The sequence below is a fragment of the Comamonas sp. wu1-DMT genome (genome assembly GCF_040187805.1).
GTDB lineage: Bacteria > Pseudomonadota > Gammaproteobacteria > Burkholderiales > Burkholderiaceae_C > Comamonas > Comamonas thiooxydans.
Genome location: NZ_JBANEM010000001.1, coordinates 641,873 through 668,123, shown reverse-complemented (window position 1 = coordinate 668,123; position 26,251 = coordinate 641,873). Strand labels below are relative to the sequence as shown.

General features: G+C 61.9%; 24 protein-coding genes. 15 read left to right on the top strand and 9 right to left on the bottom strand.

Features of this window, described 5'->3' with window-relative positions; genetic code table 11:
* Positions 1-2: 2 nt before the first annotated feature.
* The 8 genes from V8Z78_RS03075 to V8Z78_RS03040 all read right to left on the bottom strand — a co-directional run bounded on the left by V8Z78_RS03075 (position 3) and on the right by V8Z78_RS03040 (position 7,246).
* The gene (locus V8Z78_RS03075; protein WP_012837841.1) at positions 3-647 is read right to left on the bottom strand and encodes a 3'-5' exonuclease; all 645 of its coding nucleotides are present in this window, start codon (positions 645-647) and stop codon (positions 3-5) included.
* A 134-nt stretch (positions 648-781) separates the two neighbouring features.
* Positions 782-1,564, bottom strand: a complete 783-nt coding sequence (locus tag V8Z78_RS03070) for an enoyl-CoA hydratase/isomerase family protein (protein WP_003069750.1) — start codon at positions 1,562-1,564, stop codon at positions 782-784.
* Complete coding sequence (locus V8Z78_RS03065; RefSeq protein WP_046460719.1) at positions 1,564-3,120, bottom strand: acyl-CoA synthetase; 1,557 nt, start codon at positions 3,118-3,120, stop codon at positions 1,564-1,566. The genes V8Z78_RS03070 and V8Z78_RS03065 overlap by 1 nt, the downstream gene beginning before the upstream one ends.
* A gap of 42 nt (positions 3,121-3,162) precedes the next feature.
* Positions 3,163-4,320 carry an acyl-CoA dehydrogenase family protein gene (locus V8Z78_RS03060; protein WP_003069755.1) on the bottom strand — a complete coding sequence of 386 codons (1,158 nt, stop codon included), beginning with the start codon at positions 4,318-4,320 and terminating at the stop codon, positions 3,163-3,165.
* 2 nt (positions 4,321-4,322) lie between these two features.
* Positions 4,323-5,153, bottom strand: a complete 831-nt coding sequence (locus tag V8Z78_RS03055) for an SDR family NAD(P)-dependent oxidoreductase (RefSeq protein ID WP_012837845.1) — start codon at positions 5,151-5,153, stop codon at positions 4,323-4,325.
* 30 nt (positions 5,154-5,183) lie between these two features.
* Positions 5,184-5,597 (bottom strand): MaoC family dehydratase, encoded by a 414-nt coding sequence (locus V8Z78_RS03050; protein WP_046460720.1) that lies wholly within the window; start codon positions 5,595-5,597, stop codon positions 5,184-5,186.
* A 12-nt stretch (positions 5,598-5,609) separates the two neighbouring features.
* Entirely contained in the window at positions 5,610-6,050 is a 441-nt protein-coding gene (locus tag V8Z78_RS03045; protein ID WP_003069760.1) for a MaoC family dehydratase N-terminal domain-containing protein, read from the bottom strand.
* Between the two features lie 11 nt (positions 6,051-6,061).
* Complete coding sequence (locus V8Z78_RS03040; protein ID WP_046460721.1) at positions 6,062-7,246, bottom strand: lipid-transfer protein; 1,185 nt, start codon at positions 7,244-7,246, stop codon at positions 6,062-6,064.
* 125 nt (positions 7,247-7,371) lie between these two features.
* On the opposite strand from V8Z78_RS03040, the gene V8Z78_RS03035 reads away from it, so the two are divergent.
* The 12 genes from V8Z78_RS03035 to V8Z78_RS02980 all read left to right on the top strand — a co-directional run bounded on the left by V8Z78_RS03035 (position 7,372) and on the right by V8Z78_RS02980 (position 21,821).
* On the top strand, positions 7,372-8,391 hold the full coding sequence (locus V8Z78_RS03035) for an AraC family transcriptional regulator (protein WP_349730857.1): 1,020 nt from the start codon (positions 7,372-7,374) through the stop codon (positions 8,389-8,391).
* An 88-nt stretch (positions 8,392-8,479) separates the two neighbouring features.
* Entirely contained in the window at positions 8,480-9,127 is a 648-nt protein-coding gene (locus V8Z78_RS03030; protein ID WP_223305635.1) for a TetR/AcrR family transcriptional regulator, read from the top strand.
* Positions 9,127-10,017 (top strand): SDR family oxidoreductase, encoded by an 891-nt coding sequence (locus tag V8Z78_RS03025; RefSeq protein WP_046460723.1) that lies wholly within the window; start codon positions 9,127-9,129, stop codon positions 10,015-10,017. Before V8Z78_RS03030 ends, V8Z78_RS03025 begins: the two co-directional genes overlap by 1 nt.
* Positions 10,014-11,657, top strand: a complete 1,644-nt coding sequence (locus V8Z78_RS03020) for an acyl-CoA carboxylase subunit beta (RefSeq protein ID WP_046460724.1) — start codon at positions 10,014-10,016, stop codon at positions 11,655-11,657. Before V8Z78_RS03025 ends, V8Z78_RS03020 begins: the two co-directional genes overlap by 4 nt.
* Before the next feature lie 50 nt (positions 11,658-11,707).
* A complete protein-coding gene (locus V8Z78_RS03015; protein ID WP_046460725.1) occupies positions 11,708-12,886 on the top strand; it encodes an acyl-CoA dehydrogenase family protein in 1,179 nt (392 codons plus the stop codon).
* Between the two features lie 10 nt (positions 12,887-12,896).
* Complete coding sequence (locus V8Z78_RS03010) at positions 12,897-13,730, top strand: enoyl-CoA hydratase/isomerase family protein (RefSeq protein ID WP_046460726.1); 834 nt, start codon at positions 12,897-12,899, stop codon at positions 13,728-13,730.
* A complete protein-coding gene (locus tag V8Z78_RS03005; protein ID WP_003069774.1) occupies positions 13,727-15,700 on the top strand; it encodes an acetyl/propionyl/methylcrotonyl-CoA carboxylase subunit alpha in 1,974 nt (657 codons plus the stop codon). Before V8Z78_RS03010 ends, V8Z78_RS03005 begins: the two co-directional genes overlap by 4 nt.
* Positions 15,697-16,839: an acyl-CoA dehydrogenase family protein gene (locus tag V8Z78_RS03000; protein WP_046460727.1), complete on the top strand. Its 1,143-nt coding sequence runs from the start codon at positions 15,697-15,699 to the stop codon at positions 16,837-16,839. The genes V8Z78_RS03005 and V8Z78_RS03000 overlap by 4 nt, the downstream gene beginning before the upstream one ends.
* Before the next feature lie 102 nt (positions 16,840-16,941).
* Entirely contained in the window at positions 16,942-17,808 is an 867-nt protein-coding gene (locus V8Z78_RS02995; RefSeq protein WP_003069778.1) for a beta-keto acid cleavage family enzyme, read from the top strand.
* Between the two features lie 18 nt (positions 17,809-17,826).
* Positions 17,827-19,368: a class I adenylate-forming enzyme family protein gene (locus V8Z78_RS02990; RefSeq protein WP_046460728.1), complete on the top strand. Its 1,542-nt coding sequence runs from the start codon at positions 17,827-17,829 to the stop codon at positions 19,366-19,368.
* A complete protein-coding gene (locus V8Z78_RS02985; RefSeq protein WP_003063298.1) occupies positions 19,365-20,168 on the top strand; it encodes an SDR family oxidoreductase in 804 nt (267 codons plus the stop codon). Before V8Z78_RS02990 ends, V8Z78_RS02985 begins: the two co-directional genes overlap by 4 nt.
* 63 nt (positions 20,169-20,231) lie before the next feature.
* Complete coding sequence (locus tag V8Z78_RS02980; RefSeq protein ID WP_046460729.1) at positions 20,232-21,821, top strand: class I adenylate-forming enzyme family protein; 1,590 nt, start codon at positions 20,232-20,234, stop codon at positions 21,819-21,821.
* A gap of 54 nt (positions 21,822-21,875) precedes the next feature.
* Here V8Z78_RS02980 and V8Z78_RS02975 read toward each other — a convergent pair whose 3' ends face one another.
* A complete protein-coding gene (locus V8Z78_RS02975; RefSeq protein ID WP_046460730.1) occupies positions 21,876-22,676 on the bottom strand; it encodes an SDR family oxidoreductase in 801 nt (266 codons plus the stop codon).
* A 310-nt stretch (positions 22,677-22,986) separates the two neighbouring features.
* Between V8Z78_RS02975 and V8Z78_RS02970 the strand changes: the two genes are divergently transcribed.
* From V8Z78_RS02970 to V8Z78_RS02960, 3 genes are all read left to right on the top strand, one after another.
* A complete protein-coding gene (locus V8Z78_RS02970) occupies positions 22,987-23,736 on the top strand; it encodes an SDR family NAD(P)-dependent oxidoreductase (RefSeq protein WP_279087694.1) in 750 nt (249 codons plus the stop codon).
* A gap of 9 nt (positions 23,737-23,745) precedes the next feature.
* Positions 23,746-25,209 carry a flavin-containing monooxygenase gene (locus V8Z78_RS02965; RefSeq protein WP_279087692.1) on the top strand — a complete coding sequence of 488 codons (1,464 nt, stop codon included), beginning with the start codon at positions 23,746-23,748 and terminating at the stop codon, positions 25,207-25,209.
* 66 nt (positions 25,210-25,275) lie between these two features.
* Entirely contained in the window at positions 25,276-26,217 is a 942-nt protein-coding gene (locus tag V8Z78_RS02960; protein ID WP_057092055.1) for an alpha/beta hydrolase, read from the top strand.
* The last annotated feature ends 34 nt before the right edge of the window (positions 26,218-26,251 follow it).

Sequence of the window (26,251 nt, the reverse complement as noted above, 5' to 3'; positions counted from 1 at the left end):
GTTCACGACCTCGGACTCCTGGGGCCGCGTCGGGCAAGGACGGGTTGTGTGCTTTCCCAGGCGGGCAGGCGGGCATAGATCACGACCGGAGCATGGGCGTCATTGGCGGCATAACGCCGCTGGGCCGGGCTGAGTTCTGTGGCAGCCCAGTTGGAGGTGGTGGTGCGCTTGGACTTGCGAAAGCTCTGCTGGAGTACCAGCGCTGCGGCGGCGCGCACACCCACTGATGGGCCATAGCCTAGCCGCTTGAAGCGGCTGTCCAGATCCTGAATATTGATCAGCGGCGCCCCCAGCCTGCGGGGCAGGGAGTGTTTATCGTTATCGAGCCCGAAGCCGACCTTGCAGATATGTTCTGCAGCCAGCACCATGCGCGACACCTCCAGAGCCATGGGCCTATGCAGTTGCAGCAGCCAGACCTGACTGGCCGTGGCAAGCTGCACCAGATGAGGGCCGCTGTCTTGCTGGCCAATATTGAAGATGGGTTTGCTTTCCGTGTCAAAGCCGAGCACGGGCTCGGCATTCATGGCCTTGAAGGCGGCTTCAAATTCGGTTTCGGACTGCGGTATGTGGATTGCATGTTCGGGCAATTCCAGAAACGGAGGGAGCAGGGCACTTTCGTCCTTGCTGGGTGCAATCAATCGGGGCATGTCGGTGATTACACACCAGCTTCGTGCTTATCCCCAGAACATGTGGTCTGGCCTGTGGGTAAATATCGGAATAAATGCGCAAAGCCTTGACTGGCAAGGCTTTGCCTGTTGCGCCTAAAAAACAGGCAAACGATTCAGCGACGCTGAAAAACGGGCTTGCGCTTTTGCAAAAAGGCAGTCACGCCTTCGAGGCTGTTGCCTGAGCGGGCGCAGGCCAGCATGGCTTCGCGCTCGGCACTCAGTTGCTGCTGAAGATCTTGCCGATGTGCCGAGTCACAGAGGCTTTTGATGCCCGCCAGGGAGTTGGTGGGACCGCCGGCAAGCTCTTCGGCCAGCGCGGTTGCCGCCGTGAGCAGTTGTTCGGGCTCGTGCAGCTCGTCGACCAGGCCCATGCGCAGACAGTCCTCGGCCGCGACGGCGCGGTTGCTCATCAGAATGTATTTGGCCCTGGCAGCACCGGCACGGCGGGTGAGATAGCCCGATACACCAAGATCCGGGCTCAGGCCGATGGCGGAGTACCCTCCGCGCAAAAACATGTGACGGCTGGCCAGTACCAGGTCCGCACACAGTGCGAGCCCGATGCCGCCACCTCCGACAGGGCCTTGCACGGCACTGATGACTGGCAGCGGCAAGCTGGCCAGCTGATGCATGACAGGGTTGAGCAGATCAAGCATGGCGCCGATCAGCGGTGCCAGTCGCTCGCGATGTTCGCCAAACTCGCTGATATCGCCCCCGACGCAGAATTGCTTACCGCTTGCGGAAATGAGCAGGGCACCGATATCCGCGTTGCAGGCCCGCTCTACCACTGCCTTCAGGTTGTGAGCCATGGCCGTGCTGATCACGTTGCCCCGCTCGGGCTGGTTCAGGACCATATGACCTACGCCGTTACGAACTTCCCAGAGAACCAGATCAGACATCAGGTGACCTTTCTTTCATGATGGGCCCAGAACGGGGCCCGCAAGCTGGTTTTGAGGATCTTGCCTGCACCGGATAGCGGCATGGCCTCGACAAAGGAAACATCACGGGGACATTTGTAGCCGGCGATGCGCTCCTTGCAGAAATGGATCAGCTCCTGGGCTTCCAGGCTCTGTCCGGGCTTAAGCACGATGAAGACATGGACCTGCTCGCCCCAATGCTCATGGGGAATGCCTATGACGGCGCACGAGGCCACGGCAGGATGGGTGGCAATAACGCTCTCCACCTCGATGCTGTAGACGTTCTCGCCACCGGTAACGATCATGTCCTTGATGCGGTCCACGACAAAGACGTAGCCTTCGTCATCCATGCGGCCGCCATCGCCCGTATGCATCCAGCCATCACGGATGGCGGCTTCGGTTTCGGCGGGCTTGTTCCAGTAGCCCAGCATCACTCCGGGGCCCCGAACCACAATTTCACCGACCTCGCCACGTGGCACCTCCCGCCCTTCGGGATCGACGATGCGCACCTCGGTGCAGGCAGTGGCGCGTCCGGCGCTGCGGTGGCGGCCCTTGGCTCGGCCTGGCTCGCGGTGCATCTCGGGGGAAAGAATGGTGGCGATGGGGGATACCTCCGTCATGCCATAGGCCTGCACAAAATCCACGTCGGGGATGGTCCGCATGGCCCGGTCCAGCAGGCCCTCGGAGATGGGTGAGGCTCCATAAGCCATCTGACGCAGCGACTTCAGATCATATTTGTGCAGATCGGGGTGGTCCACCAGCATTTGAATCATGGTGGGCACCAGCAGCGTATCGGTCACGCCGGTGCTGGCGATGGCCTGCAGTACCGCGAGAGGATCGAAGCGCGGCACCATGACATGGCAGCCGCCTGCGGCGAACAGGGCATTCATGAACGCACCGTCAGCCAGATGGAACATGGGGGCTGCGTGCAGGCCAATGCTGCCTGCGCGCACGATCTGTGACGACACACCCGAAATGGCATTGGTATAGAGATTGCGATGGCAGAGCATGACCCCCTTGGGAGAGCCAGTGGTGCCACCGGTATAGAAGACGCCGGCCAGATCGTCGCCGCTGCGCATGGAGTCTTCAACCGGGCTGCTGTCTGCCACCAGCGCTTCATAGGAGAGCATGTTCTGCGGGGCAGGGCCATCGCCCAGATGGATCAGCGTCTGCAGAGAGCGGGACAGCTTGAGGAGCTCCGGTGTCAAAGGCGCAAAACTGTCATCCACCAGCAGAAGGCGGGTGTCGCAATCATCGAGGGAGTAGGCGATCTCGTTGGCGCTCCAGCGGATATTGATGGGGTTGACGGCCACGCCTGCCCAGTAGCAGGCCATGTAGTACTCCAGATACCAGTCTGAGTTGAGGCTCAGAATCCCGACCCGGTCCCCGGCCTGGGCGCCCAGCGCCTGCAGCGCACCAGCGAAGCGGGCGACCCGCTCCCCCAGTTGCGCAAAACTGCGTTTGCGACCGTTGTAGATGCTGGCTGTGGCATGGGGCGTCTGCTGCATGGCGCGACGCAAGCTTTGCGTGAGATACATGGCTGGTCTTTCTTGAAACAGAGAAAGCGATCAATGCGAGAGCTATTGGGCGAAAAGGCGTCTGGCGATCAGGTCCTTCATGATTTCGTTAGCGCCGCCGTAGATCTTCTGGATCCGGGCATCGGTGTACAGGCGCGCGATGGGGTATTCCTCCATATAGCCGTAGCCGCCGAACAGCTGCAGGCATTCATCCATCACCTTGCACTGCTGCTCGCTGCACCACCACTTGGCCATATAGGCGGCCTCGTTATCCAGAGTGCCGTCGAGCAGGCGCTGTATGCAGTCGTTGACAAAGCTGCGCACCACATGGGCCGTGGTGGCGCATTCGGCCAGCTTGAAGCGCGTGTTCTGGAAATCTGCAATCGTCTGGCCGAATGCCTTGCGTTGCTGGGTGTAGTCCACGGTCAGTGCAACAGCCATCTCGATGGCTGCAGCGGCGCTGACCCCCAGTAGCATGCGTTCATAGGGCAATTGGCTCATCAGTTGCTTGAAGCCTTGCCCCTCGGTGCCTCCCAGCAGGTGGCTGACGGGTATGCGCAGGTCTTCAAAGAACAGCTCGGCAGTGTCCGAAATATGTTGACCGATCTTGCCTAGCCTGCGGCCCACGCGAAAGCCGGGCAGGTTTTCCGTCTCCAGCACCACCAGCGATACGCCGCCGCTTCCGGCATCTCCGGTGCGCACGGCCACCACCAGCAAATTGGCCGTGTAGCCATTGGTGATGAAGGTCTTGGAGCCATTGATGACGTAGTGCTCGCCATCGCGCTGGGCCCGTGTGCGCATGGCCTTGAGGTCGGAGCCCACGCTGGGTTCGGTCATGGCGATGCCGGCCAGCAATTCGCCGCTGCAAAGCCTGGGCAACCAGCGCTGCTTTTGTTCCTCGGTTCCATAGGCCAGCAGGTAGTGCGAGGCGATGGTGTGCACGCTGGTGATGGCATGTACCTCGGCCTTGGTCAGCTCTTCCTGTACCACCAACTGATAGGCCAGATTGCCGCCACCGCCACCCCATTGCTCGTCCATCTCGGGCAGCAGAAAGCCATATGTGCCAAAGCCGCGCCAGATCTCGCGCGGCACGTAACCCTGAGCGCGCCAGGCGGGTACATGGGGTGCCAGTTCGCGCTCTATGTAGCGGCTTACCTGCTCTCTGAAAGCATCGATATCTGCATTCATCCAGGCATGTTGAAAGGGTTTGGGCAGCAGCATGTTCAGACCCCTGTCAGGCCGCCGGTACACATCAAGGTCTGGCCGCTGATGTAGTCCGACTCGGGTTGGCAAAAGAGGTAGACCGCACCCGCCGCTTCGTCGGGCGTGCCGGCGCGACCCAGGGGAATCGTCTGTTCCATGGCTGCCATCAGGCCGGGGTTCACGCCTACCTTGATGTCGCGGCCTTCGATGTGGGCCGTCTCGCCATTGGCAGCGGAGTTGGTCAGCCTGGTCTTGATGAGTCCGAATGCCACGCAGTTCACATTGACGTTCATGCGTCCCCACTCTTTGGCCAGCGTCATGGTCATGCCCGTGATTCCGGCCTTGGCCACGGAGTAGTTGGTCTGGCCCGCATTGCCGAACAGGCCCGCTACCGATGAGATATTGACCACCTTGCGCATGACGCGCTGGCCAGCTTCCAGCTCGGTCTTGGATAAGGTCCTGATAACAGGCTGGGCCGCACGCAGTATGCGAAACGGTGCCGTCAGATGGCAGTCGAGAATGGCGTACCACTGCTCGTCGCTCATCTTCTGGATGACGTTGTCCCAGGTGTAGCCGGCGTTGTTGACGATGATGTCCAGTCCCTGGTATTGCTGGACGGCGGCGCCAACAAAGCGCTCGGCAAAGTCGGTGTGGGTGACATTGCCCACGCAGGCAACGGCCTCGCCGCCCATCTCGCGTATCAGGGCCAGGGTCTCATTGGCGGGTTCGGCATCGAGGTCGTTGATGACCAGGCGTGCGCCTTCGCTGGCCAGCTTGAGGGCGATGCTGCGGCCTATGCCGCGGCCCGATCCTGAAACCAGGGCTACCTTGCCGTCGAGTTTTCCTGTCATTGCTGTCTCCTTGGGCGAATCAATACGTTCTCAGGGCAGGCTGATCCAGGCATCGCCCGCGATCTTGGTCTGGCCATGCTGGTTGCTGCTTTGCACCTCGACGCGGACGCTGCGGTCCGCATCGCGTTTTTCCATAACGCGGCCCGTGCACGAGATCGCATTGGCCAGATGGGTAATGCCCTGAAAGCGCACGTCGAAGCGGCGCAGCCTGGATTGCGGCGCCCAGTTGGTCAGCAGCCGCCCCAGCCAGGCCATGCCCAGCATGCCGTGGGCAAACACATCGGGCATGCCGGCCTTGCGCGCAAAGTCGGTGTCGATATGAATCGGGTTGTGGTCGCCCGAGGCTCCGGCAAACAAGGCCAGCGTGGTGCGGCTGATCGGGGGCAGTTCGAGGGTCGGCAGTGCATCTCCAACCTGGACCTTGTCGTAGCGAGGGGTGTTCATTGCCGGCCCTTTCTAGTTGCGAACCACGATGACGGAGCGCATCTCGGCCACCAACTCGTTGTCCTGATTGACAGCGCGCGATGACTTCACGACAAATTCCAGTGCGCCGTTCTTCTTGCTGTAGATGTCATCGATCCTGGACTGCACTGTGATGCGGTCTCCGGCGCAGGCGCTCCGGTGATAGCAGAAGCTCTGCTCGCCATGCAGGATCTTGGCGATCGGGATGTTCAGGGTTTGCAGGAGCAGGTCGGACGCGCCGCTGTCCATCTCCGCCGCAAACAAAAAGGTGGGGGGCGCGGGCAGGTCCGGGTAGCCCGCTGCGCGGGCGGCTTCCAGATCGGTATAGATGGCGTTGTTTTCACCGATGGCCTTGGCAAAGAAGCGCAGGCGGCTGCGGTCCAGGCTGAGCTCGGAAGAGGGCAGGGCATGCCCTATCCATTGGGTGTCAATCATTGGCCACTCCTTCAGACGCGCTCGTAGAGGGTGACCACGCAGGCGCCACCGAGGCCGAGGTTGTGCTGCAGCGCCAGGCGGGCATTGGCAACCTGGCGCTGATCGGCGCGGCCGCGCAGTTGCTGCACCAGCTCCGTGCACTGGGCAAGGCCGGTGGCGCCCAGCGGGTGGCCCTTGGACAGTAGGCCGCCCGAGGGATTGGTCACAAACTTGCCGCCATAGGTGTTGTCGCCGTCACAGACAAACTTTTCCGCGCCGCCCACAGGGCACAGGCCCAGGGCCTCGTAGGTCAGCAATTCGTTCTGTGCAAAGCAGTCATGCAGCTCCACTACGTCCACGTCCTGGGGGCTGATGCCGGCCTGTTCATAGACCTGGCGCGCAGCGTCCTGTGCCATGCTGAAGCCCACCACTTCGCGCATGTCGTGGGCCTCGAAGGTTCTGGGACTGTCCGTGGTCATGGATTGGGCGCGGATGCGCACGCTGTGGTCCAGGCCATGCTTGAGCGCATAGGCTTCCGACACCAGCAGGGCCGCCGCCGCGCCGCAGGTCGGTGGGCAGGCCATGAGCCGGGTCATGACGCCCGGCCACATCACGGGAGAGGCCATGACCTCCTCCTCTGACACCTCGGTGCGGAACAGGGCCAGGGGATTGCGCGCTGCATGGCGGCTGGCCTTGGCGCGGATCTTGGCAAAGGTGGAAAGCTGCGTGCCGTACTGATCCATATGCGCCTTGCCTGCTCCGCCGAAGTAGCGCAGGGCCAGTGGCACGCCGTTATCGCCGACCAGGGCATCGGTTTCCGCTTCGAATCGGTCAAAGGGGCTGGGCCGGTCGCTGAAGACCGAGCCCAGTGCGCCAGGGGTCATCTGCTCGAACCCCAGGGCCAGCACACAGTCGGCAGCGCCGCTGGCCACGGCTTGACGTGCCAGGAACAGTGCGGTGGAGCCGGTGGAGCAGTTGTTGTTGACATTGATGATGGGAATGCCGGACATGCCCACCTCATACAGCGCTCTCTGCCCGGCGGTGGAGTCACCGTAGACATAGCCCACATAGGCTTGCTGTACTGCGTCATACGCGAGGCCTGCATCTGCCAGCGCCAGGGACGTGGCGCTGGAGCCCATCTGGAAGTAGGGATCACTCTTTCCGGGCTTGGCAAATGGAATCATGCCTACGCCGGCAACAAACACATTGCGACTCATGGGGGCTCCTTGGGAAAGTGGCAAACAGGTGTTGGGCAATGAGAGCCATCGTAGGAATTACCGATGCGCAAACCCATTGCCGAGCGCATCTTTCGTATGTCAAAAGACCTCAATGTGATCTGTTCATGGCTGCTGCTTCCATCATTCCTTTCACGATCTCCATGGCGTTGGTGCGGGGTATTGCTGCCGGGGTGAGAAGACGCGGCCATGACTGCGAGGAGCTGCTGCTGCGTGCCGGCATAGCCCCTTTGCTGCTGGCGCAGGACGGCGCCAGAGTCACGGCAGACCAGTATGTGGCGCTGATGTGGCGAGTGGTGGAGATGCTGGGGGATGAGGCCATGTGCCAGTTCTCCAGACCGCTCAAGCGCGGCAGCCTGGAGCTGATTGCGCGTCAGGCCCTGTCAGGGCATGGAATGGAGACCGCGTTGCAGCGCATGTGCCAGGCCCATGCGCTGCTGCAGGATCAGGTGGATGTGCAACTGGTGCGTGATGGAGCGCTGGCGGGCATTGTGCTGCGCCCTGTGGGCGATGAGCCCTTGCCCAATTTCCTCTATGAGTTTTCCCTGCGCGTGCTGTGGCGGCTTACTGCCTGGCTGATGGGCGGAACGCTCAAGGTGCAGCACTTCGACTTTGCCTTCGGCCAGCCTGATTACGCCAACGACTACGGCGATACCTTTCCTGCGCCCTTGCATTTCGGTCTGCCGTTTTCGGCATTCTGGTTTGATGCGCGCAAGCTCGCCCGTGTCTGCAGTCGCGACGAGCAGGCACTGCAGACCTTTGTGGCCAGCTGGCCGGCGGCAGCCATCATGCCGCCGCGTACGGGAGAAGGTGTGGATGCCCGTGTGCATGCCCATTTGCTGCAGTCGCGTCCGCAGTGGGCGGGGCTGGAAGCCACGGCCGCCGAGCTGAACATGTCGGCCCCTACGCTGCAGCGCAAGCTGGCGGCTGCGGGCACCTCCTTTCAGGCCATCAAGGATGAGCTACGCCGAGACATCGCGGTCTCCCGTCTGGGAACCAGCAAAGTCAGTTTTACGGAGCTAGCGGCAGACCTGGGGTTTGCCGACGCAGCGGCGTTTCAGCGTGCCTTCAAGGGCTGGACGGGCAGCTCGCCAGGCCTTTACCGTGCCAGGCCGGTTGAGAGCTGATTGCTTGAAAACCCTTGCGTACAAGCCCTAGTTATTTTTGCAAATCAAATGATTGGTAAAAATAGCAAAGGCCGATATGCTGCGTCTCATGCAAACAAGTCATGAAGCAGTCATAGCAAAAAAGCGCGGTCGCGGCAGGCCACCCAAATCGGCCGATGAGCGCAATGAAAGCATGCGTCGTGGCGAGCTGGTGAAGGTCGCGGCGCAGCTGTTCAGACAGCGCGGATTTCACGGCACCAGCACACGCGACATCGCCGCAGCCGCAGGCATGCAGCCAGGCTCCCTGTTCTATTTTTTCGAGAGCAAGGAGGCCATCCTGCATGCGGTCATGCGTGACGGAATGGCGCAGGCTGCAGCGAGTCAGGCCGCCGCGCTCGATGGGCTGACAGCGCGTGCCAGCGGTGTGCAGCGCCTGCGGGCCCTGGTGCGCAATCACCTGCAGATCATGGTCGGCCCAGAGAGCGACTTTATCCCCGTCATGCTTTACGAATGGCGGCTGCTCAGCGAGGAGCAGCGTGTGGATGTGGGGGCGCAAAAAGACGAATACGAGGCGCAGTGGATGCCTGCACTGCAGGCGCTGCATCACACGGGAAAGCTCAAGGCCAGTCCCGAGATTGCGCGCCTGTTGATCTTCGGTGCGTTGAACTGGACGGCTCAATGGTTTACCGAGGGCCGCGGGCTGACGCTGGATGAGTTGACCGAGCAAGCCCTGGCCTTATTCATTGGAGAGCGCTGATGTACCGATCCGTATTCCGTGCCGCATTGTTTGCGGGGCAGGTGGTTGTGGTGACCGGTAGCGGCTCGGGCATCGGCCGCTGTGTTGCGCACGAGCTGGCATCCCTGGGCGCCACAGTTGCCTTGGTGGGACGCAATCAGGACAAGCTGGCTGCTGTTCAAGCCGAGCTGCAGCAGGCCGGAGTATCGGAAGATAGAGTCAGCCGGCACAGAGCGGATATACGGGATGAGGCTGCCGTCAAAGCCCTGGTGACCGAGGTTCTGGCCCGCCACGGGCGCATCGACGCCCTGGTCAATAACGCGGGTGGGCAATACATCGCACCTCTGGCCAGCATCGGAGCCAAGGGCTGGCAGGCCGTGCTGGACACCAATCTCACAGGCGGCTTCCTCATGGCGCGCGAATGCTTTGTGCAACACATGGCAGAGCATGGTGGCTCCATCGTCAACATGGTGGCCGATATGTGGGGCTCCATGCCGGGCATGGGGCACAGCGGTGCGGCGCGAGCAGGCATGGTCAGCTTGACCGAGACGGCTGCTGCGGAATGGGCGCCCCATGGCGTGCGTGTGAATGCGATAGCTCCAGGCTACATCGCCTCCAGCGGCATGGATCATTACCCACCCGAAGCGGCAGCCATGCTGCGCAAGATGCCCGCTACTGTGCCGGCGGGGCGCTTTGGCAACGAGGCCGAGGTTTCCGCCTCCATCGTGTTTTTGCTCAGTCCCGCAGCCAGTTTCATCAGCGGCACGGTGCTGCGCGTCGATGGCGCCCGTCCCCAGGTGCGCATGGGCATGGGGCCGGTGGCCGCCAGTGCCGAGGTGCAGCAACGCGGCGCAGTGCGTGCATTTGACGGCTTTTCTCTCTACCAGACTCCCAAGGTGTTTCAGTCATGAGCGTCTTTGCATCGCAATGGAATGCAGCCGGCGAGCAGGCGCAGCAGCGCCGGGCCGCCACGCTGGCGCGCATCGCCGCGCTGCGTGAGCTGGAGCAGCGCGCAGCGCAGGCATCGCAGCGCTCCAAGCCGCAGTTTGAAAAGCGCGGCCAGTTGCTGCCGCGCGAGCGCGTGGCCTTGCTGCTGGACCCGGGTGCCCCCTGGTTGCCGCTGTGCTCACTGGCAGGCTATCTGCAGGACAGGGCAGACCCTGAAAAATCCGTGCCCGGCGGCGGCATGTTGGCGGGCATCGGCTTTGTCAGCGGCGTGCGCTGCATGGTCGTGGCCAGCGACTCGGGCATCGAGGCGGGAGCCATCCAGGAAAAAGGCCTGGACAAGATGCTGCGCGTGCAGGAGATCGCGCTGCAGAACAAGCTGCCCTTTATTCATTTGGTGGAGAGTGCAGGCGCCAATCTCATGCGCTACCGCGTCGAGGGCTTTGTGATGGGCGGTGCCTTGTTTCGCAACCTGGCGCGGTTGTCGGCCGCAGGTTTGCCTGTCATCACCGTGCAGCATGGCTCGGGCACGGCTGGCGGTGCCTATATGCCGGGGTTGTCGGATGTGGTCATCATGGTGCGCGGTCGCTCGCGTGCCTTTCTGGCCGGGCCGCCCTTGCTCAAGGCGGCGACCGGTGAAATTGCGACCGAGGAAGAGCTGGGTGGTGCCGAGATGCACACCAGTGTCTCGGGGCTGGGCGAGTATCTCGCGGAGGACGACCGCCAAGCCCTGGGCATGGCACGCGCTGTGGTGTCTCAGCTGTCTCAGTGGAAAAGGCCTGAAGCGCTTGATATATCCAAACGGGAGGCTATTGGCTCAGGAATCGTCGAGCCGCTTTACCAGGCCGATGAGCTCTTGGGGCTGATGCCGGCACACCATCGCGAGCCAGTGGATATGCACGAAGTCATGGCGCGGCTGGTCGATGGTTCCGAGCTGCTGCTGTTCAAGTCCGGCTACGGTGCGGCCACGCTGTGTGCGCAGGCGCATATCGGGGGCCATGCCGTGGGCCTGATCTCCAACAACGGTCCCATCGATGTGGCTGGTGCCAACAAGGCTGCGCATTTCATCCAATGGATGTGCCAGCTCGGTCATCCCATCATCTATCTGCAGAACACCACGGGCTATATGGTGGGCAAGGACAGCGAGCAGGCCGGCATGATCAAGCACGGCAGCAAGATGATCCAGGCCGTGACCAATGCCACCGTGCCGCAGATCACCATCCAGTGCGGGGCCAGCTTCGGTGCGGGCAACTACGGAATGTGCGGCCGCGGCTATGCGCCGCGCTTTCTTTTCAGCTGGCCCGGCGCCAAGACGGCAGTGATGGGCGGCGAGCAGGCCGCCAGCACCATGCGTCAGGTCACCGAGGCCGCCATGGCACGCAAGGGGCTGCCTGTGGATGCCGAGCTGATGCAAAAGCAGTACGACCAGATCGTGGCCATGTTCGAGGCCCAGGCCGATGCGCTGGTGACCAGCGGGCTGCTGCTGGATGACGGCGTGATCGACCCGCGCGACACCCGCGAAGTGCTCTCGTTCTGCCTGCAGACCTTGCACGAAGCGCAGCAGCGCACGGTGCGCCCCATGCAGTTCGGGGTCGCGCGCATGTAGTGCCGCACCTTTTCCCTTTTCTTCCAAACAGGACTCGACGGAGACAAGCCATGCAATGGACCCATGAACATCTGGAAGTGCGCAAGACCCTCAAGCGCTATATCGACGAGAAGATCAATCCTCATGTCGATGAATGGGAGCAGGAGGAGATCTTCCCGGCGCACCAGGTGTTCAAGGGGCTGGGCGATCTGGGCCTGCTGGGCCTGACCAAGCCAGAAGCCTATGGCGGCTCGGGGCTGGATTACTCTTACAGCCTGATGATGGCCGAGACTCTGGGCCATATCCGCTGCGGCGGCGTGCCCATGGCCATTGGCGTGCAGACCGATATGTGCACGCCCGCACTGGCACGCTTTGGCAGCGATGCCTTGCGCGATCAGTTTCTGGCGCCCGCCATCGCGGGCGATATGGTGGGCTGCATAGGCGTGAGCGAGCCCGGTGCGGGCAGCGATGTGTCGGGTATCAAAAGCCATGCCCGCAAGGATGGCGACGACTACGTCATCAGCGGCCAGAAGATGTGGATCACCAACAGCATTCAGGCGGACTGGATGTGCATGCTGGTCAACACCGGCGATGGACCGGTGCACAAGAACAAAAGTCTCATCATGGTGCCGCTGCGGGAGGGCCCGCGCGGCAAGCTGACCAGAGGCGTGGAAGTGGCGCAGAAGCTGCGCAAGATCGGCATGAACTCCTCGGACACGGGCCTGCTGTTCTTTGACGAGGTGCGCGTGCCGCAGCGCTATCTGGTTGGGCAGGAGGGGCAGGGCTTCATCTATCAGATGCAGCAGTTTCAGGAGGAGCGGCTCTGGGCCTCGGCCAGCGGCCTGCTCGCCATGGAGGACTGCATTCAGCAGACCATCGAGTGGGCACAGCAGCGGCAGATGTTCGGCAGCACCCTGATCGATCAGCAATGGGTGCAGTTCAAGCTGGCCGAGCTGCAGACCGAAGTCGAGGCGCTGCGAGCACTGACCTATCGTGCCGCTCAGATATATATGGCGGGCCAGGATGCGCTGCAACTGGCCAGCATGGCCAAGCTCAAGTCGGGGCGGCTGACGCGTGAAGTGGCCGATACCTGTCTGCAGTTCTGGGGTGGCATGGGCTTTACCTGGGACAACCGCGTCTCGCGCCTGTACCGCGACGGGCGTCTGGGCTCGATAGGCGGCGGTGCCGACGAGGTCATGCTGGGCATCATCGGCAAGACCATGGGGCTGATCAAGCGCCAGGCGCACTGAGGAGCGGCGCATGACCCAGGTGCTTGAAATCGAACGTCTTCCCTTGGGCAGCGGCTTTGTGGAATGGTGGCGACTGAACTCGCCGCAAACCCGCAATGCACTGACTGATGAGGTGGTGCAAGCCTTGCGCGATCACGCCGCCAGAGCGCAGAAGGATTCACTGCTGCGCGTGGTGGTGCTGTTCGGCAACGGCGGGCATTTCTGCGCGGGTGGGAGCCTGGGAGGCTTTGCCAGCAGCATAGGCTCGCCGCTGCCTGCGGGCGCACAGGACCCGCTGGTTCAGGTCAACCGCGAGTTTGGTCATCTGCTGCAGCAACTGGCAGAGTTGCCCCAGTTGCTGATCGCTGCCGTGCAGGGCGCAGCCATGGGCGGCGGTGTGGGGCTGGTCTGCGTGGCCGACTGGGTGGTGGCGGATCAGCAGGCCGTCTTTGCCACACCCGAGGTGACGCTGGGCATTGTGCCCGCGCAGATCGCGCCGTTTGTGCTGCGCAGGCTGGGCGACGGTTCTGGGCGTCAATGGCTGCTGGGCGGTCAGCGCTGGTCCGCAAGCCAGGCGCAGGAGGTTGGCCTGGTGCAGACCGTGATCCAGGCCACAGACGCTGCCCATTGGCGCGAGCAGTTGCAGCATCAGCTTGAAATCTGCGTGCAGACCGCACCGCAGGCGGTGGCTGCCACCAAAAAATTGCTGGCAGCGATTGGCGGGCAAAGTCTGGATGCATCGCTGAACCAGGGCGCGCAGGTCTTTGCCAGTGCACTGCGCAGCGCTGAGGCAGGGGCGGGGCTCAAGGCCTTTTCCAGCAAGCAGCCCGCTCCCTGGACCTGCATTGCAGGAGGCACATCATGAAGCGCATTCTGATTGCCAATCGTGGCGAGATTGCGCTGCGCATCATGGCTACGGCCAGGCGCATGGGCATAGATACCGTGGCGGTGTACTCGGATGCGGATGCAGGAAGCCTCCATGTGCAACAGTCCACACAGGCCTATGCACTGGGCGGGCTGACATCGGCACAGAGCTATCTGGACATGCACAAGCTGCTGGCGGCTGCCAAGGCAACAGGGGCCGATGCCGTGCACCCCGGCTACGGCTTTCTCAGTGAGGATGCCGGCTTTGCCCAGGCCGTCCAGGAAGCGGGCCTGATATGGATTGGCCCGCCGCCGGCGGCGATTCGCCAGCTCGGCAGCAAGGCCGCCGCCAAGCAACTGGCCAAGGCCCATGGCGTGCCCTGTCTGCCGGGCTACGAAGGCGATGACCAGTGTGACGCGCGCTTTGCCGACGAAGCCGCCATGATTGGCTACCCCGTCATGGTCAAGGCCGTGGCCGGTGGGGGAGGACGCGGCATGCGGCTGGTGGAAAGTGCCCAGCAATTGCATGCCGCTCTGAACAGCGCACGTTCCGAAGCATTGGCTGGTTTCGGCAATGGTGACTTGCTGGTGGAGCGTGCCGTCATGCATCCGCGCCATGTGGAGGTGCAGGTGTTTGCCGACGGGCATGGCCATGTGATTCATCTGGGGGAGCGCGACTGCTCGGTTCAGCGCCGCCACCAGAAGATCATCGAGGAATCCCCCAGTCCGGCCGTCAATGTCGAGCTGCGAGAGCAGATGGGCAACTGCGCCGTGGCCTTGGCCAAGGCCGCAGGCTATGTGGGTGCGGGTACGGTGGAATTCCTGGTCGAAGGCCGGCAGTTCTATCTGATGGAGATGAATACCAGGCTGCAGGTCGAGCATCCTGTGACCGAGGCCTTGACGGGCCTGGATCTGGTCGAGTGGCAGATTCGCGTGGCGCGTGGCGAAGCCTTGCCGTTGACGCAGCAGCAGGTTCGGCTCGACGGCCACGCCATCGAGGTGCGGCTGTGCGCCGAAGACGAGAACTTTCAGCCACATGCCGGCGTGGTGCGGCATTTCTCGCCCCCCGAGGCTGCCATCTTCAGCCGCGCGCCGCTGCGCTTTGACCACGCATTGCACATCGGCAGCGAAGTCACGCCCTATTACGACGCCATGCTGGGCAAGCTGATCGTCCATGCGCCAACGCGGGAGCAAGCCATCGACCGGCTGATTCATGCGCTGGGCCGGCTCAGGGTGCTGGGCTTGCCGACCAACCGCGCCTTTCTGATTGAATGCCTGAACGACGAGGTGTTCAGGCGCGGTCAGGCTCTGATCTCCTATCTGGCGGGCGATGCGCCACGCTTGCAGCAGCAGCTGCGAGAAAAGGAAGCTCTGGCGCACCAGCACTGGGGAGCGCTGTGCGCCGTGGGCCAAAGGCCGGGGCCGCTGGCTTGCAGTTATGCCCAGTTGCGCAAGCTGCAGCACCGGGGCCGGACACAGGAGCTGACCCTGAGGCCCGAGACCGCACAAAGCTGGCTGCTGCAGTGGCATGGCGCCGAGCCTGCGCTGCTGCAGGTGGACGAGTTGTTGGGCGATGGCTGGCGAGCGAGATGTGAGGGCCTGACCCAAACCGTGCAGGCCGTGCAACTGCCCGCCGGGCAGGGCGGCTCGCGCTGGCATCTGCAGGCCGGCGGCGTGGACTGGTGGCTCGAAGATGTGAGCTATGCCCCGCCCGAGAATGCGGCAGCAGCGGGCCAGACTGCAGAACTGCGCGCGCCGTTCAACGGCCGTGTGGTGCAACTGGGGGCGGTGGCCGGGCAGGCGCTCAAGGCCGGCGATGTGGTCGTGGTCATCGAATCCATGAAGCTGGAGCACAGTCTGAGCGTGAAGGCCGACTGTCGGGTCGAGGCCGTGCTGGTCAATGCCGGCCAGCAGGTGGCGCCGGGTCAGGTGCTGCTGAAACTGGCGCCCATGTCTGGAGGTCCTGCATGACGGATGCTGCTGAACGTGAAATGCTCTATGACCTGGTGCGTCGCTTTGCGCGCGAGCAAATCGCCCCCCATGTCACGGCCTGGGACGAGGCGGGCGAGTTCCCGCGCCAGCTCTATCGCCAGGCCGCCGAGCTGGGGCTGCTCGGCATTGGCTACCCCGAGGAGCTCGGTGGTACTGCGGCTACACACAGCCTGCGCGCAGCTCTGTGGCTGGCGCTGTGCCGCTACGGCGGCAGTGGCGGCGTGCTGGCCAGTCTGCTGTCGCACAACATCGGCCTGCCGCCCGTGGTGGCTCTGGGTAGTGATGCGCTCAAGCAGCAGGTGGTGCCCGATGTGCTCTTGGGCCGCAAGATCGCGGCGCTGGCGATTACCGAGCCAGGCGGCGGATCGGACGTAGCGGCGCTGCGTACCAGGGCCAGGCGCGATGGCCACGAGTATGTGATCGAGGGCGAGAAGACCTTCATCACTTCGGGCATGCGTGCGGACTGGATCACGGTGGCGGTGCGCACGGGCGAGGAAAGAGGTGCATCCGGCATCTCCCTGATCCTGGTGCCTGGCGGCAGCGAGGGTTTGAGACGCAGCCCGTTGCACAAGATGGGCTGGCAATGCTCGGACACGGCCCACCTGTTGTTTGATGGCGTGCGCGTGCCGGCCAGCAATTTGCTCGGCGCCGAGGGCGAGGGTTTTCGCGCCATCATGCAGAACTTCAACGGCGAGCGCCTGGGCATTGCCTGTGGTGCACTGGGCTTTGCCCAGGCCTGCTATGACGAGGCGCTGGCCTGGGCCCAGCAGCGCCAGACCTTTGGCGTGACGCTCAATCAGCATCAGGTCATACGCCACAAGCTGGTGGACATGCAGCAGCGCCTGCGCAGTACCGAAGCCTGGCTCAACGCCGTCTGCGCACGTGCCGATGGCGGCGACAGCGGTGCGGATTGGGTGGGCGAGGTCTGCGTGCTCAAGAACCACGCCACCCAGACCATGCAGTTCTGCGCCGATACGGCGGTGCAGATTCTGGGTGGCATGGGCTTTATGCGCGGCACGCTGAGCGAGCGCATCTACCGCGAAGTCAAGGTGCTGACGATTGGCGGCGGCACCGAGGAAATCATGAAAGAGCTGGCCGCGCGCCAGTGGCGTATCTAGCGCGGCTGTTGCAGCGGCCTCAGCCGTTGCCGGGAAATTTGAGCGAAATCAGCCTGAAACGCTTGTGAATGAAGCGTTATCAGCTTCTATCCAAGGAGCGATATGTCCGACAAAGCCATTATTACCTGTTCCATTACCGGGGTACTGACCGATCCGAATCAGCATCATGTGCCCGTGACGCCAGAGCAACTGGCGCAAGAGGCGCGCCGAGCCTACGACGCAGGCGCATCGGTGGTTCATGTCCACTTCAGGCGCCAGGAGGAGGGCAAGGGTCATCTGCCCAGCTGGGATCCGGCAGTGGCCAGGGCCTGCGTGGATGCCATGCGTGCAGCCTGCCCCGAGCTCATCATCAATCAGACCACTGGCGTGGTCGGCCCCGACTACCAGGGACCGTTGGATTGTTTACGTGCCACGCGGCCAGAGATGGCGGCCTGCAATGCGGGCTCGCTCAACTATCTCAAGACCCGCAGCAATGGAAGCTGGGCCTGGCCGCCCATGCTGTTCGACAATCAGCCCGCCAAGGTGCAGGACTTTCTCGATGTGATGGCAGAGACCGGCACATTGCCCGAGTTCGAGTGCTTTGACGTGGGCATCGTGCGCTGCGTGGGCATGTATGTGGAAACCGGCATGTACCGAGGCCTGCCCGAATACAACTTCGTGATGGGGGTGGAGTCCGGCATGCCGGCAGACCCCGATCTGCTGCCCATACTGCTCAGGCTCAAGATCAAGGATGCGCCCTGGCAGACCACGCTGATTGGGCGCAGCGAGATCTGGCCCACCCATTTGCGCACAGCCGAGCTCGGCGGACATCTGCGCAGCGGACTGGAAGACACTTTCTATCTGCCCGACGGCAGCAAGGTCACATCCAACGCTCCGCTGATAGAGCAGCTGGCTCGCTATGCGCGTGATGTGGGCCGTGAAGTCGCCACTCCCAGGGAGGCCAGGCAGATGCTGCACCTGGCGGCCTGAATCGGGGAGAAGTCACAGATGAACGCTTGTACTCCTCCTCGGACCGTGGCGCAGGCACTGGCGCAGACCGTAGCCGACCATCCCCACAGGAATGCCTATATCGACCAGGGGCGCAGCTACAGCTGGCAGCAGGTGGATGTCATGGCCAGCGCCTGGGCTGCCCATCTGTCCTCGCTGGGCCTGCGACCCGGTGATCGCATCGGCATCATCCTGCCCAACGGTCTGCCCTGGGTGCTGAGCTATCTTGCGGCGGCGAAGACGGGGCTGGTCGTGGTGGGCCTCAGCGTCCGATACCGCGATGCCGAGCTGGACTTCATGCTGCAGGACAGCCAGGTCAAGGCCGTGCTTGCGCCGCGCGAGTTTGCCGGCTTCGACTACCAGAACACTCTGGCGCAGGCCCGTCGGCGTTTTGCGGCGCTGGAGCATCTGCTGTGGGTGGATGAAGGATTCGAGCAAGCGCTGCGGTCCGGCGCGAAAGCCTTGCATGAAGGCGACGGTCCTGCATCGGATGACCTGCTGATGATCATCTACACATCCGGCACCACGGGCAGGCCCAAGGCAGCGGGGCTGACGCATCGCTCTCAATTGGGCTCAGCGCTGGCGCAGCATGCGCATGTGAAGGCTGCGGCGGAGGATATGGTGCAACTGGCCATGCCGCTCAACCATGTGGGCGGCATTACCTGCGGCGTGCTGACCATGTTGCTGGCGGGCGGCTGCTGCGAACTGGTGCCCATGTTCAGCCCCGAATCCGTGTTGAGGATGGCGCAAAAGCGTCCGCCGACCTGGCTGGTGGGCGTGCCCACCATGCTGACGCTGCTGCTCATGCATCCGCTTCTGGCAGAGGTGGATATGAGCCGGCTGCGCCTGATTGTGGTGGGCGGATCGAATGTGGAGCCGGTGTTGCTGCAGCGGCTGCAGCAGCAGTTTCCGGGCGTGAACATCATGAATCTCTATGGTCTGTCCGAGACTTCCGGGGCCATCGCGATGACACCCTGGCAGGCGGATCAGCAAGCCCTGCTGCACAGCATAGGCAAGCCGCTGCAAGGGGCGCAGCTGCGCGTGGCCGGGGCCGATGGCGAAGAGCTGCGCAGCGGCGAGGTGGGGGAGCTGTGGTTTCGTGGTGCAGGGGTGATTCCGGCCTATGTTGGGCAGCAGCAGGACGAAGATGCTTTTGCCGGCGGCTGGCTTCATTCGGGTGATCTGGGGTTTGTGGATGAGCAGGGCCTGATCCACCTCAAGGGGCGGCAAAAAGACATGTTCATACAGGGCGGCTTCAACGTCTATCCCAGCGAGGTGGAGGGCGTGATTGCCAGTCATGCAGGCGTGCTGATGGTCGCCGGCATAGGCGTGCCGGACCCCGTGCTGGGCGAGGTGGGGCGCTACTACATCGTGATCAGACCTGATGCCAGCGTGAGCGAGGAGGAACTGCTCACGCATTGCCGCCAGCAGCTCGCTGACTACAAGCTGCCGCGCCAGCTGGTGTTTCGCACCGAGTTGCCATTGACCCCGGCAGGAAAGATCCAGAAAGCCTTGTTGCGAGCAGAGGAGTGCTGTTCATGAATGTGCAATTTGATTTTTCGGGCCGCCATGTGATGGTGTTTGGCGGCACCACAGGCATCAACCTGGGCATTGCCCAGCACTACGCGATGGCAGGAGCCCGGGTCTCGGTCGTCAGCCGCAAGCAGGCCAATGTGGACGCGGCCCTGGCGACGCTGGGGGCGCAGGCCTTTGGCGTGGTAGCCGATGTGCGCGATGAACAGGCGGTGGCAGCGGCGCTGGCGCAGGCCGTGGCTTGCCACGGGCCGCTCGACGTGCTGGTATCTGGTGCGGCAGGCAACTTTCTCGCGCCTGCCCAGCAGATGTCGTCCAACGCTTTCAGGGTGGTGGTGGACATTGATCTGCTGGGCAGCTTTCATGTCGCGCGTCAGGCACTGGCGCACTTGCGGCAGCCCGGGGCGAGCCTGATCTTCATCACCGCGCCGCAGTCCACCGTCCCCATGATGTACCAGGCCCATGTCTGCGCCGCCAAGGCGGGAGTGGACCATCTGGCGCGGGTACTGGCGCTGGAGTGGGGCGCCAAGGGCATTCGTGTGAACGCCATTTCTCCCGGCCCCATCGAGGGCACGGAAGGCATGCGCCGGCTGGCCCCGCAGGGAGCTGAAGGAGACGCTCTGGTACGCAGCATGGTGCCGCTGGGGCGCATGGGAACGACCGCGGACATTGCCCAGCTGGCCCTGTTTCTGGGCAGCGATGCGGCCAGCTATATCTCCGGCACGGTCATTGCCTGTGACGGCGGGGCGCAGGGCCAGCTTTCGCCCATGGTTGCTGCCGCCGCGATGGCCATGCCGCAGCAGGATTAGAGACACAACAAGAAAAAGCGTGGGTTATGGGTTCCGGGTTGCACACTATCAAGGAGACAAACCATGATCGAGATGAGTCTGACGAAGGAGGCACGGGGCATCCGGCGCATTGCGCTGGGTGATCTGCTCTACCGCAGTGCGCGCAAGTCTGGCAGCCGCACTGCGCTGGTCGATGGTGCTGAGCGCATCAGCTATGCCGAGCTGGATGCGCGAAGTTCGCGCTTCGCGCATTACTTGCTGTCGACGCTGGGTACGGGCAAGCAGATCGGCATGCTGTGCGCCAATTCCATAGACATGGTGGTGGCCTGCAATGCCATTCACAAGGCGGGGCAGGTGTGGGTACCTGTCAATATCAAGCTGGAGGTATCGAGCATCGACTACATCCTGCGGCATGCTGAGGTGTCGGCAGTGGTGCTCGATCAGGAGTTGCTGGCCCTGCCCGGACTGGCCGAAATTCTGCAGCAATTGCAAGTGCCTCTCATCATCACGCGCCTGCAAATGCATCAAGTGCAGCAAGGACTGCCGGGCATATCGCTGATACAGGCCGAGGCAGGCCAGTCCGATGCTATGCCCGAGGTTGATATTGACGACAACCAGGCGGCCTTGCTCATGTATACCAGCGGCACCACGGGCAATCCCAAGGGTGTAGTGCATTCCCATCTGTCGGTATATGCGGCGGTCAAGGGCAATATCGACGAGATGAAATATGGCGAGGCCGATGTGCTCAGCGGCTGGTTGCCTCTGTTTCATTGCGCCCAGCATGCGCTGGTGCAGACTGCGCTGGCGGCAGGCGCTTGCACCGTGCTCACGCGGCAGTTTGTGCCGGCGGAGGTAGGGCAACTAGTGATGAAGGAAGGTGTGACGATCTTTGTCGGACTGCCCCTGATGTATGCCGCGGTGCTGGCCGATCCGGGTTTCGCGCCCAGCACCATCCGGCAGTGCATCTATGCCATGGCGCCCATTCCCAAACCCTTGATCGCCCAGATTGCGCAGCGCATGTGCCGCAATATCTCTCTAGCCACGGGGCAGACCGAGATATATCCGGCCACCATGACTTTCCACCCCTTGCTCAACGCCGAATGCGATGCCAATTTCTGGGGGCGCTCTCTGAGCACTTGTGAGACCGCCGTTATGGATGACGATGGCAATCTGCTGGGAGCGGGTCAGGTCGGCGAGATCGTGCATCGCGGCCCCAATGTCATGCTGGGTTATTTCAAGGACCCCAAGGCGACGGCAGAGGCACAGAAGTTCGGCTGGCACCATACCGGCGACCTGGGCATGTGGGACGCACAGGGACGGATGGAGTTCATAGATCGCAAGAAGGACATGATCAAGACCGGCGGCGAGAACGTGGCCAGCGTGAAGGTTGAAGCCGTGGTGCTGGCGCATCCGGAGGTGGCGGCCGCCGCCGTGTTCGGACTGCCGCACCCCCACTGGAGCGAGGCGGTCTGTGCCTTTGTCATGCGCAAGCCGGGGGCTCAGGTGGATTCGGAGTCGATACTGGCCCATTGCCGGAATCATCTCAGCGGCTTTGAAGTGCCAAAACTGGTCCATTTTGTGGAGGCCTTCCCGTCCACGGCGACGGGCAAGGTGCAGAAAAACGTGATGCGACGCCAGTTCGAGCAGGTGGCCAGAGAGCTTTGGGGCACCTGATATCCGGGTGTGCCCCGCAAATGCTGCCAGGGCCTGCAAAAGCAGGCTCTGGTTTCACTCTGCGGTCTCCTGCGTCCAGGACAGTACTGGGTCGGCTCGCGTCTCGATGAGCTTGTTGCGGGCCTTGAGCAGCGGGTCCAACATTTCCGGCTGAGGCACGATCCAGTATTCACCACGGTCAATGGCAGCAAAGACGCGGTTGGCGAACTCCTCGGTGTCCATGCCGTTTTCGTCGAGCAAATGGGTCATCATGCCGTGAAATTTTGCCGACGCCGCGTCAGGTGCTTCTCGGAAGATGGCTGTCCTGACGGGGCCTGGTGCCAGCAGCGAGACCTTGATTTGCGGATCAATGGCCGCGAGTTCGCCAGCCAGACCTTCGGTCAGCGCGACCACTGCGAACTTGGTGGCGGAGTAGGGGGCCATCATGGCACTGGGCAGAAAACCGCCTACCGATGCTGTGTTGATGATGCGGGCAGGCCGGTTGGCCTTGAGCAGACGCGGCACAAAAGCGCGCAGGCCATTGACAATGCCGTTGACGTTGACTTGCCAGGCCTGCTGCCACTTGGCATCGCTGATCTCCCAGCTATTGCCGGTGCTGAGAACGCCTGCGTTGTTGAACAGCAGATCGACCTGACCGAAAGCTGCATAGGCCTTGTCGGCCAGTGTATCCAGCGACGCCTGGCTGGTGACATCGGTGGCCACGGCCAATGCCTGATCTCCCAGTTCCAGCGCGACTTTCTCAAGACCCGCCTGGTCGCGGTCTGCAACCACGACCTTCATTCCAAGAGTGACTGCCTTTTTGGCAAGGCCTGCACCAATTCCACTGGCTGCACCGGTGATGACTGCAACTTTCATGATTTCCTCATTGGCTAAATACGAATGGATTAAAGCATTTTCGGCTTATCTATATTTCTCACGAATTCCCGCTTGACAGTTATTGAAGGTGTTTACAGTCTTTATTGATTGATTAAATGGGAAGACCTGCTTGACATATAAAAAATCCGGGCACAGTACGTCCGAATGAATTAATGGTTTCCACTAGGGACTGTAAACACAAACTTATTTTGTAAAGAGGAGAAATCAGAGTGATTTGAATTTGAAAAGAACAAAGAATCTCAATCCTCATCGCCAATTGGTGGCGGTCAGCCAGTATTGAGGTTTGAAAATGAATCCATTCATCAGTGGTTTGGAAGGAAAAGTGGTTCTGGTTACAGGTGGTGCCTCGGGCATAGGCCTGGCCAGCGCCCAGGCCCTGGCAGCCAGCGGAGCCAAGGTTGTGTGTGCCGATCTTCAGCAAAGCCAGGATTTGCCGCAGGGCTGCGAATTTCGCAAGCTTGACGTGAGCAGCGAGAAGCTGACCAATGAGTTGGTTGCTTACATGCTGGACCGCTATGGGCAGATTGATGGGCTGGTGACTTCTGCTGGCATTTCCCGCGTGGGTGATCTGGAGAGCATGCCCTTGCAGGAGTGGGAGCAGGTACTGCAGGTCAATTTGACGGGGACCATGCTCAGTGCTCGTGCTGTGGCCAGCCACATGAAACAGCGTGGTCAGGGCTCCATCGTCACCATCGCCAGCATCAACGGAATGCTGGGCAACCCGACCAATCTGGCCTATTGCACCTCCAAGGGGGCTGTGATCCAGATGGTGCGCAGTCTGGCATCGGATCTCGGTCCTTACGGCGTGCGGGTCAACAGCATCAGCCCCGGCTATATCCATACACCCATGACCACCATGCTTGATGAACTGCCTGTAGGCCGGGCTTTCGAGGCCATGCATTTGCTCAAGCGGGCGGGCAGGTCGCAAGAGGTGGGTAATGCCGTGGCATTTTTGCTTTCCGATATTTCTTCATTTATTACCGGGGTCAATCTTCCGGTAGATGGTGGATTCTCTGCAGCAAAAGTAATTAATATTTAAGGAATTCCAATGAAATATGACGTCATAGTGATTGGTTGCGGAATGTCCGGAATTCTGGCTGGTATTCATCTGAAGAATAGCGGGAAGAAATTCATTATTCTGGAGAAGGCCGGGACATTGGGGGGGACCTGGCGGGATAATACTTATCCAGGCCTGACTTGCGATGTGCCATCGCACGCCTATACCTATTCTTTCGAGCCCAACCCCGAATGGTCTCGGGTACTTCCGCCCGGAGCCGAGATTCAGCAGTATTTCGAAGGCGTGTTCAAAAAATACGGTATTGCCGATTTTTCGCAGTTCGGCACCGAAATCACGCGTGCCGAATGGACGTGCGATGCATGGACGCTGCAGGATCAGCATGGCAAGCAATACCAGGGCAAGGTGGTGGTTGCCGCCACAGGTGTGCTGCACCACCCCAACTATCCGCAGATCAAGGGCCTGGAGGAGTTCGAGGGGGACACGATTCACAGTGCACGCTGGGATCATTCTGTACCGCTGGACGGCAAGAGGATCGCCGTCATCGGCACGGGATCAACGGGCGTGCAAATTGTCTCCGCACTGGCGTCGCGTGCCAGGGTGCGGCATTTTCAGCGCACGGCCCAGTGGATTTTCCCGGTCGAGAATCCGGCTTTCAGCGAAGAGCAGCGTGCCGAATTCCGCAGCAACCGCGATCTGCTGGTTTATCTGCAGCGCGAACCCACTTATGTAGCCAATGTGGAGCGCTTTACCGAGGGTGTGCTGGACCCGAATTCGGAGCAGATTCAGGAAATTCAGAAAATCTGCCAGGATAACCTGGACGGCTCTGTTGCAGACGCAGCCTTGCGTGAAAAACTGCAGCCTCATTACCGGGCTGGTTGCAAGCGCCTGATTTATTCACCCGACTATTACAAGGCGATCCAGCACCCCGATTCCGAGTTGATCACCGAAGCTATTGCCAAGGTCGAGAAAAAGGGAATGCGTACCAGCGACGGCGTGCTGCATGAGGTGGACATCATCGTCCTGGCCACGGGATTCAAGACCGACCGCTATGTGCGCCCCATGAATGTGACGGGCCTGAACGGAGCCACGCTGGAGCAGGCCTGGAGCGATGTGCCCACGGCATACAAGTCCATCTCGGTGCCGGGCTTTCCCAACTTTTACTTCATGAACGGGCCGACTTCTCCCGTGGGCAACTTCTCGCTGATCGATACCTCGGAAATGCAGTGGGGCTACATCTCGCAACTGATAGAGCGTGGTCAACAAGCCGGTGTAGCAGGGCTTTCGGCCAGGCCCGAAGCCCTGGCTCAGTACGACCAGGAGCGCTTGCAGGCCGCCAAAGGCTCGGTCTTCGGCTCGGGCTGCAACAGCTGGTACCTGGATAGAAACGGTGTGCCCAACACATGGCCTTGGTCGCAGTCGCGCTTCAGGCAGGAGATGAGTGCGCCGGTATGGCAGGACTATATCCACCACCAGACCGAAGAGCTTGTGGCCTGAGTGCCGTCTTGCGCCCGTCCTGGCCTGTCCTAGTCGGGCGCGCTCCATCAACTTCAAGGAGTCCCAATGCAGATACACCCAGAAATGGCTGCCGTGCTGGAGCAGTTCAAGGATGCTCCGCCCATGGATTTTGTGGCCACTCCGGTGCCCGAAATCCGCAAGCTCATGGACCACATGGCCTTCCCGCCTGCCGACCTGCCCATGCATGAGGTGCGCGAAATCGACATTCCCGGTGGCGATGGCCAGCCGCTCAAGCTGCGCCTGTACCGTCCCGGCACCGCGCAGGCAGCGCCGGTCATGGTCTATTTTCACGGCGGCGGCTGGTGCATAGGCACGCTGGAAACGCATGACAATCTGTGCCGCCACCTGGCGCGTATTACCGGCATGAATATTGTGTCGGTCGATTACCGGCTGGCTCCCGAGCATGTCTTTCCCGCCGCGCTGGACGACGCCTATGCTGCCACGCGCTGGGTGGCACTGCATGCGGCCGAGCTGCATTGCGATGCGCGGCAGCTGATGGTGGCGGGCGACAGCGCGGGGGGCAATCTGGCCGTCGCCACCTGCCTGCGCGCCAAGGAAGACGGCTGGAGAGGCATATCCCGGCAACTGCTGTTCTATCCGGTCTGCGATGCGCATATGGATGCGCCATCGCATGCGCTTTATGGGCAGATGCCGTTTCTCACCACCGAAGCCATGGCCGCGATGTGGCGTCACTATCACCCTGCCATGCCTGCACATCCACTGGCCTCCATCATGCAGTACCCCGATCTCGCTGGTTTGCCGGCAGCAGTGCTGGTGACGGCGGAGCTGGACATATTGCGCGACGAAGGAGAGGCCTTTGGCCTGCGCCTGCAGCAGGCCGGCGTACCCGTTTCCAGCCTTCGTGCGCAAGGCATGCTGCATGGGTTTGCCAACTTCAGCACCCTGGTGCCGACAGTGGCAAAGTTGCTGCAAGAGGCTTGTTCAAAGCTGTCTTTCGGCAAGACATCGGCTGTTGGACAAGCCTGATACATGCAACTGTTCATGTATACAGTTGTGTGTG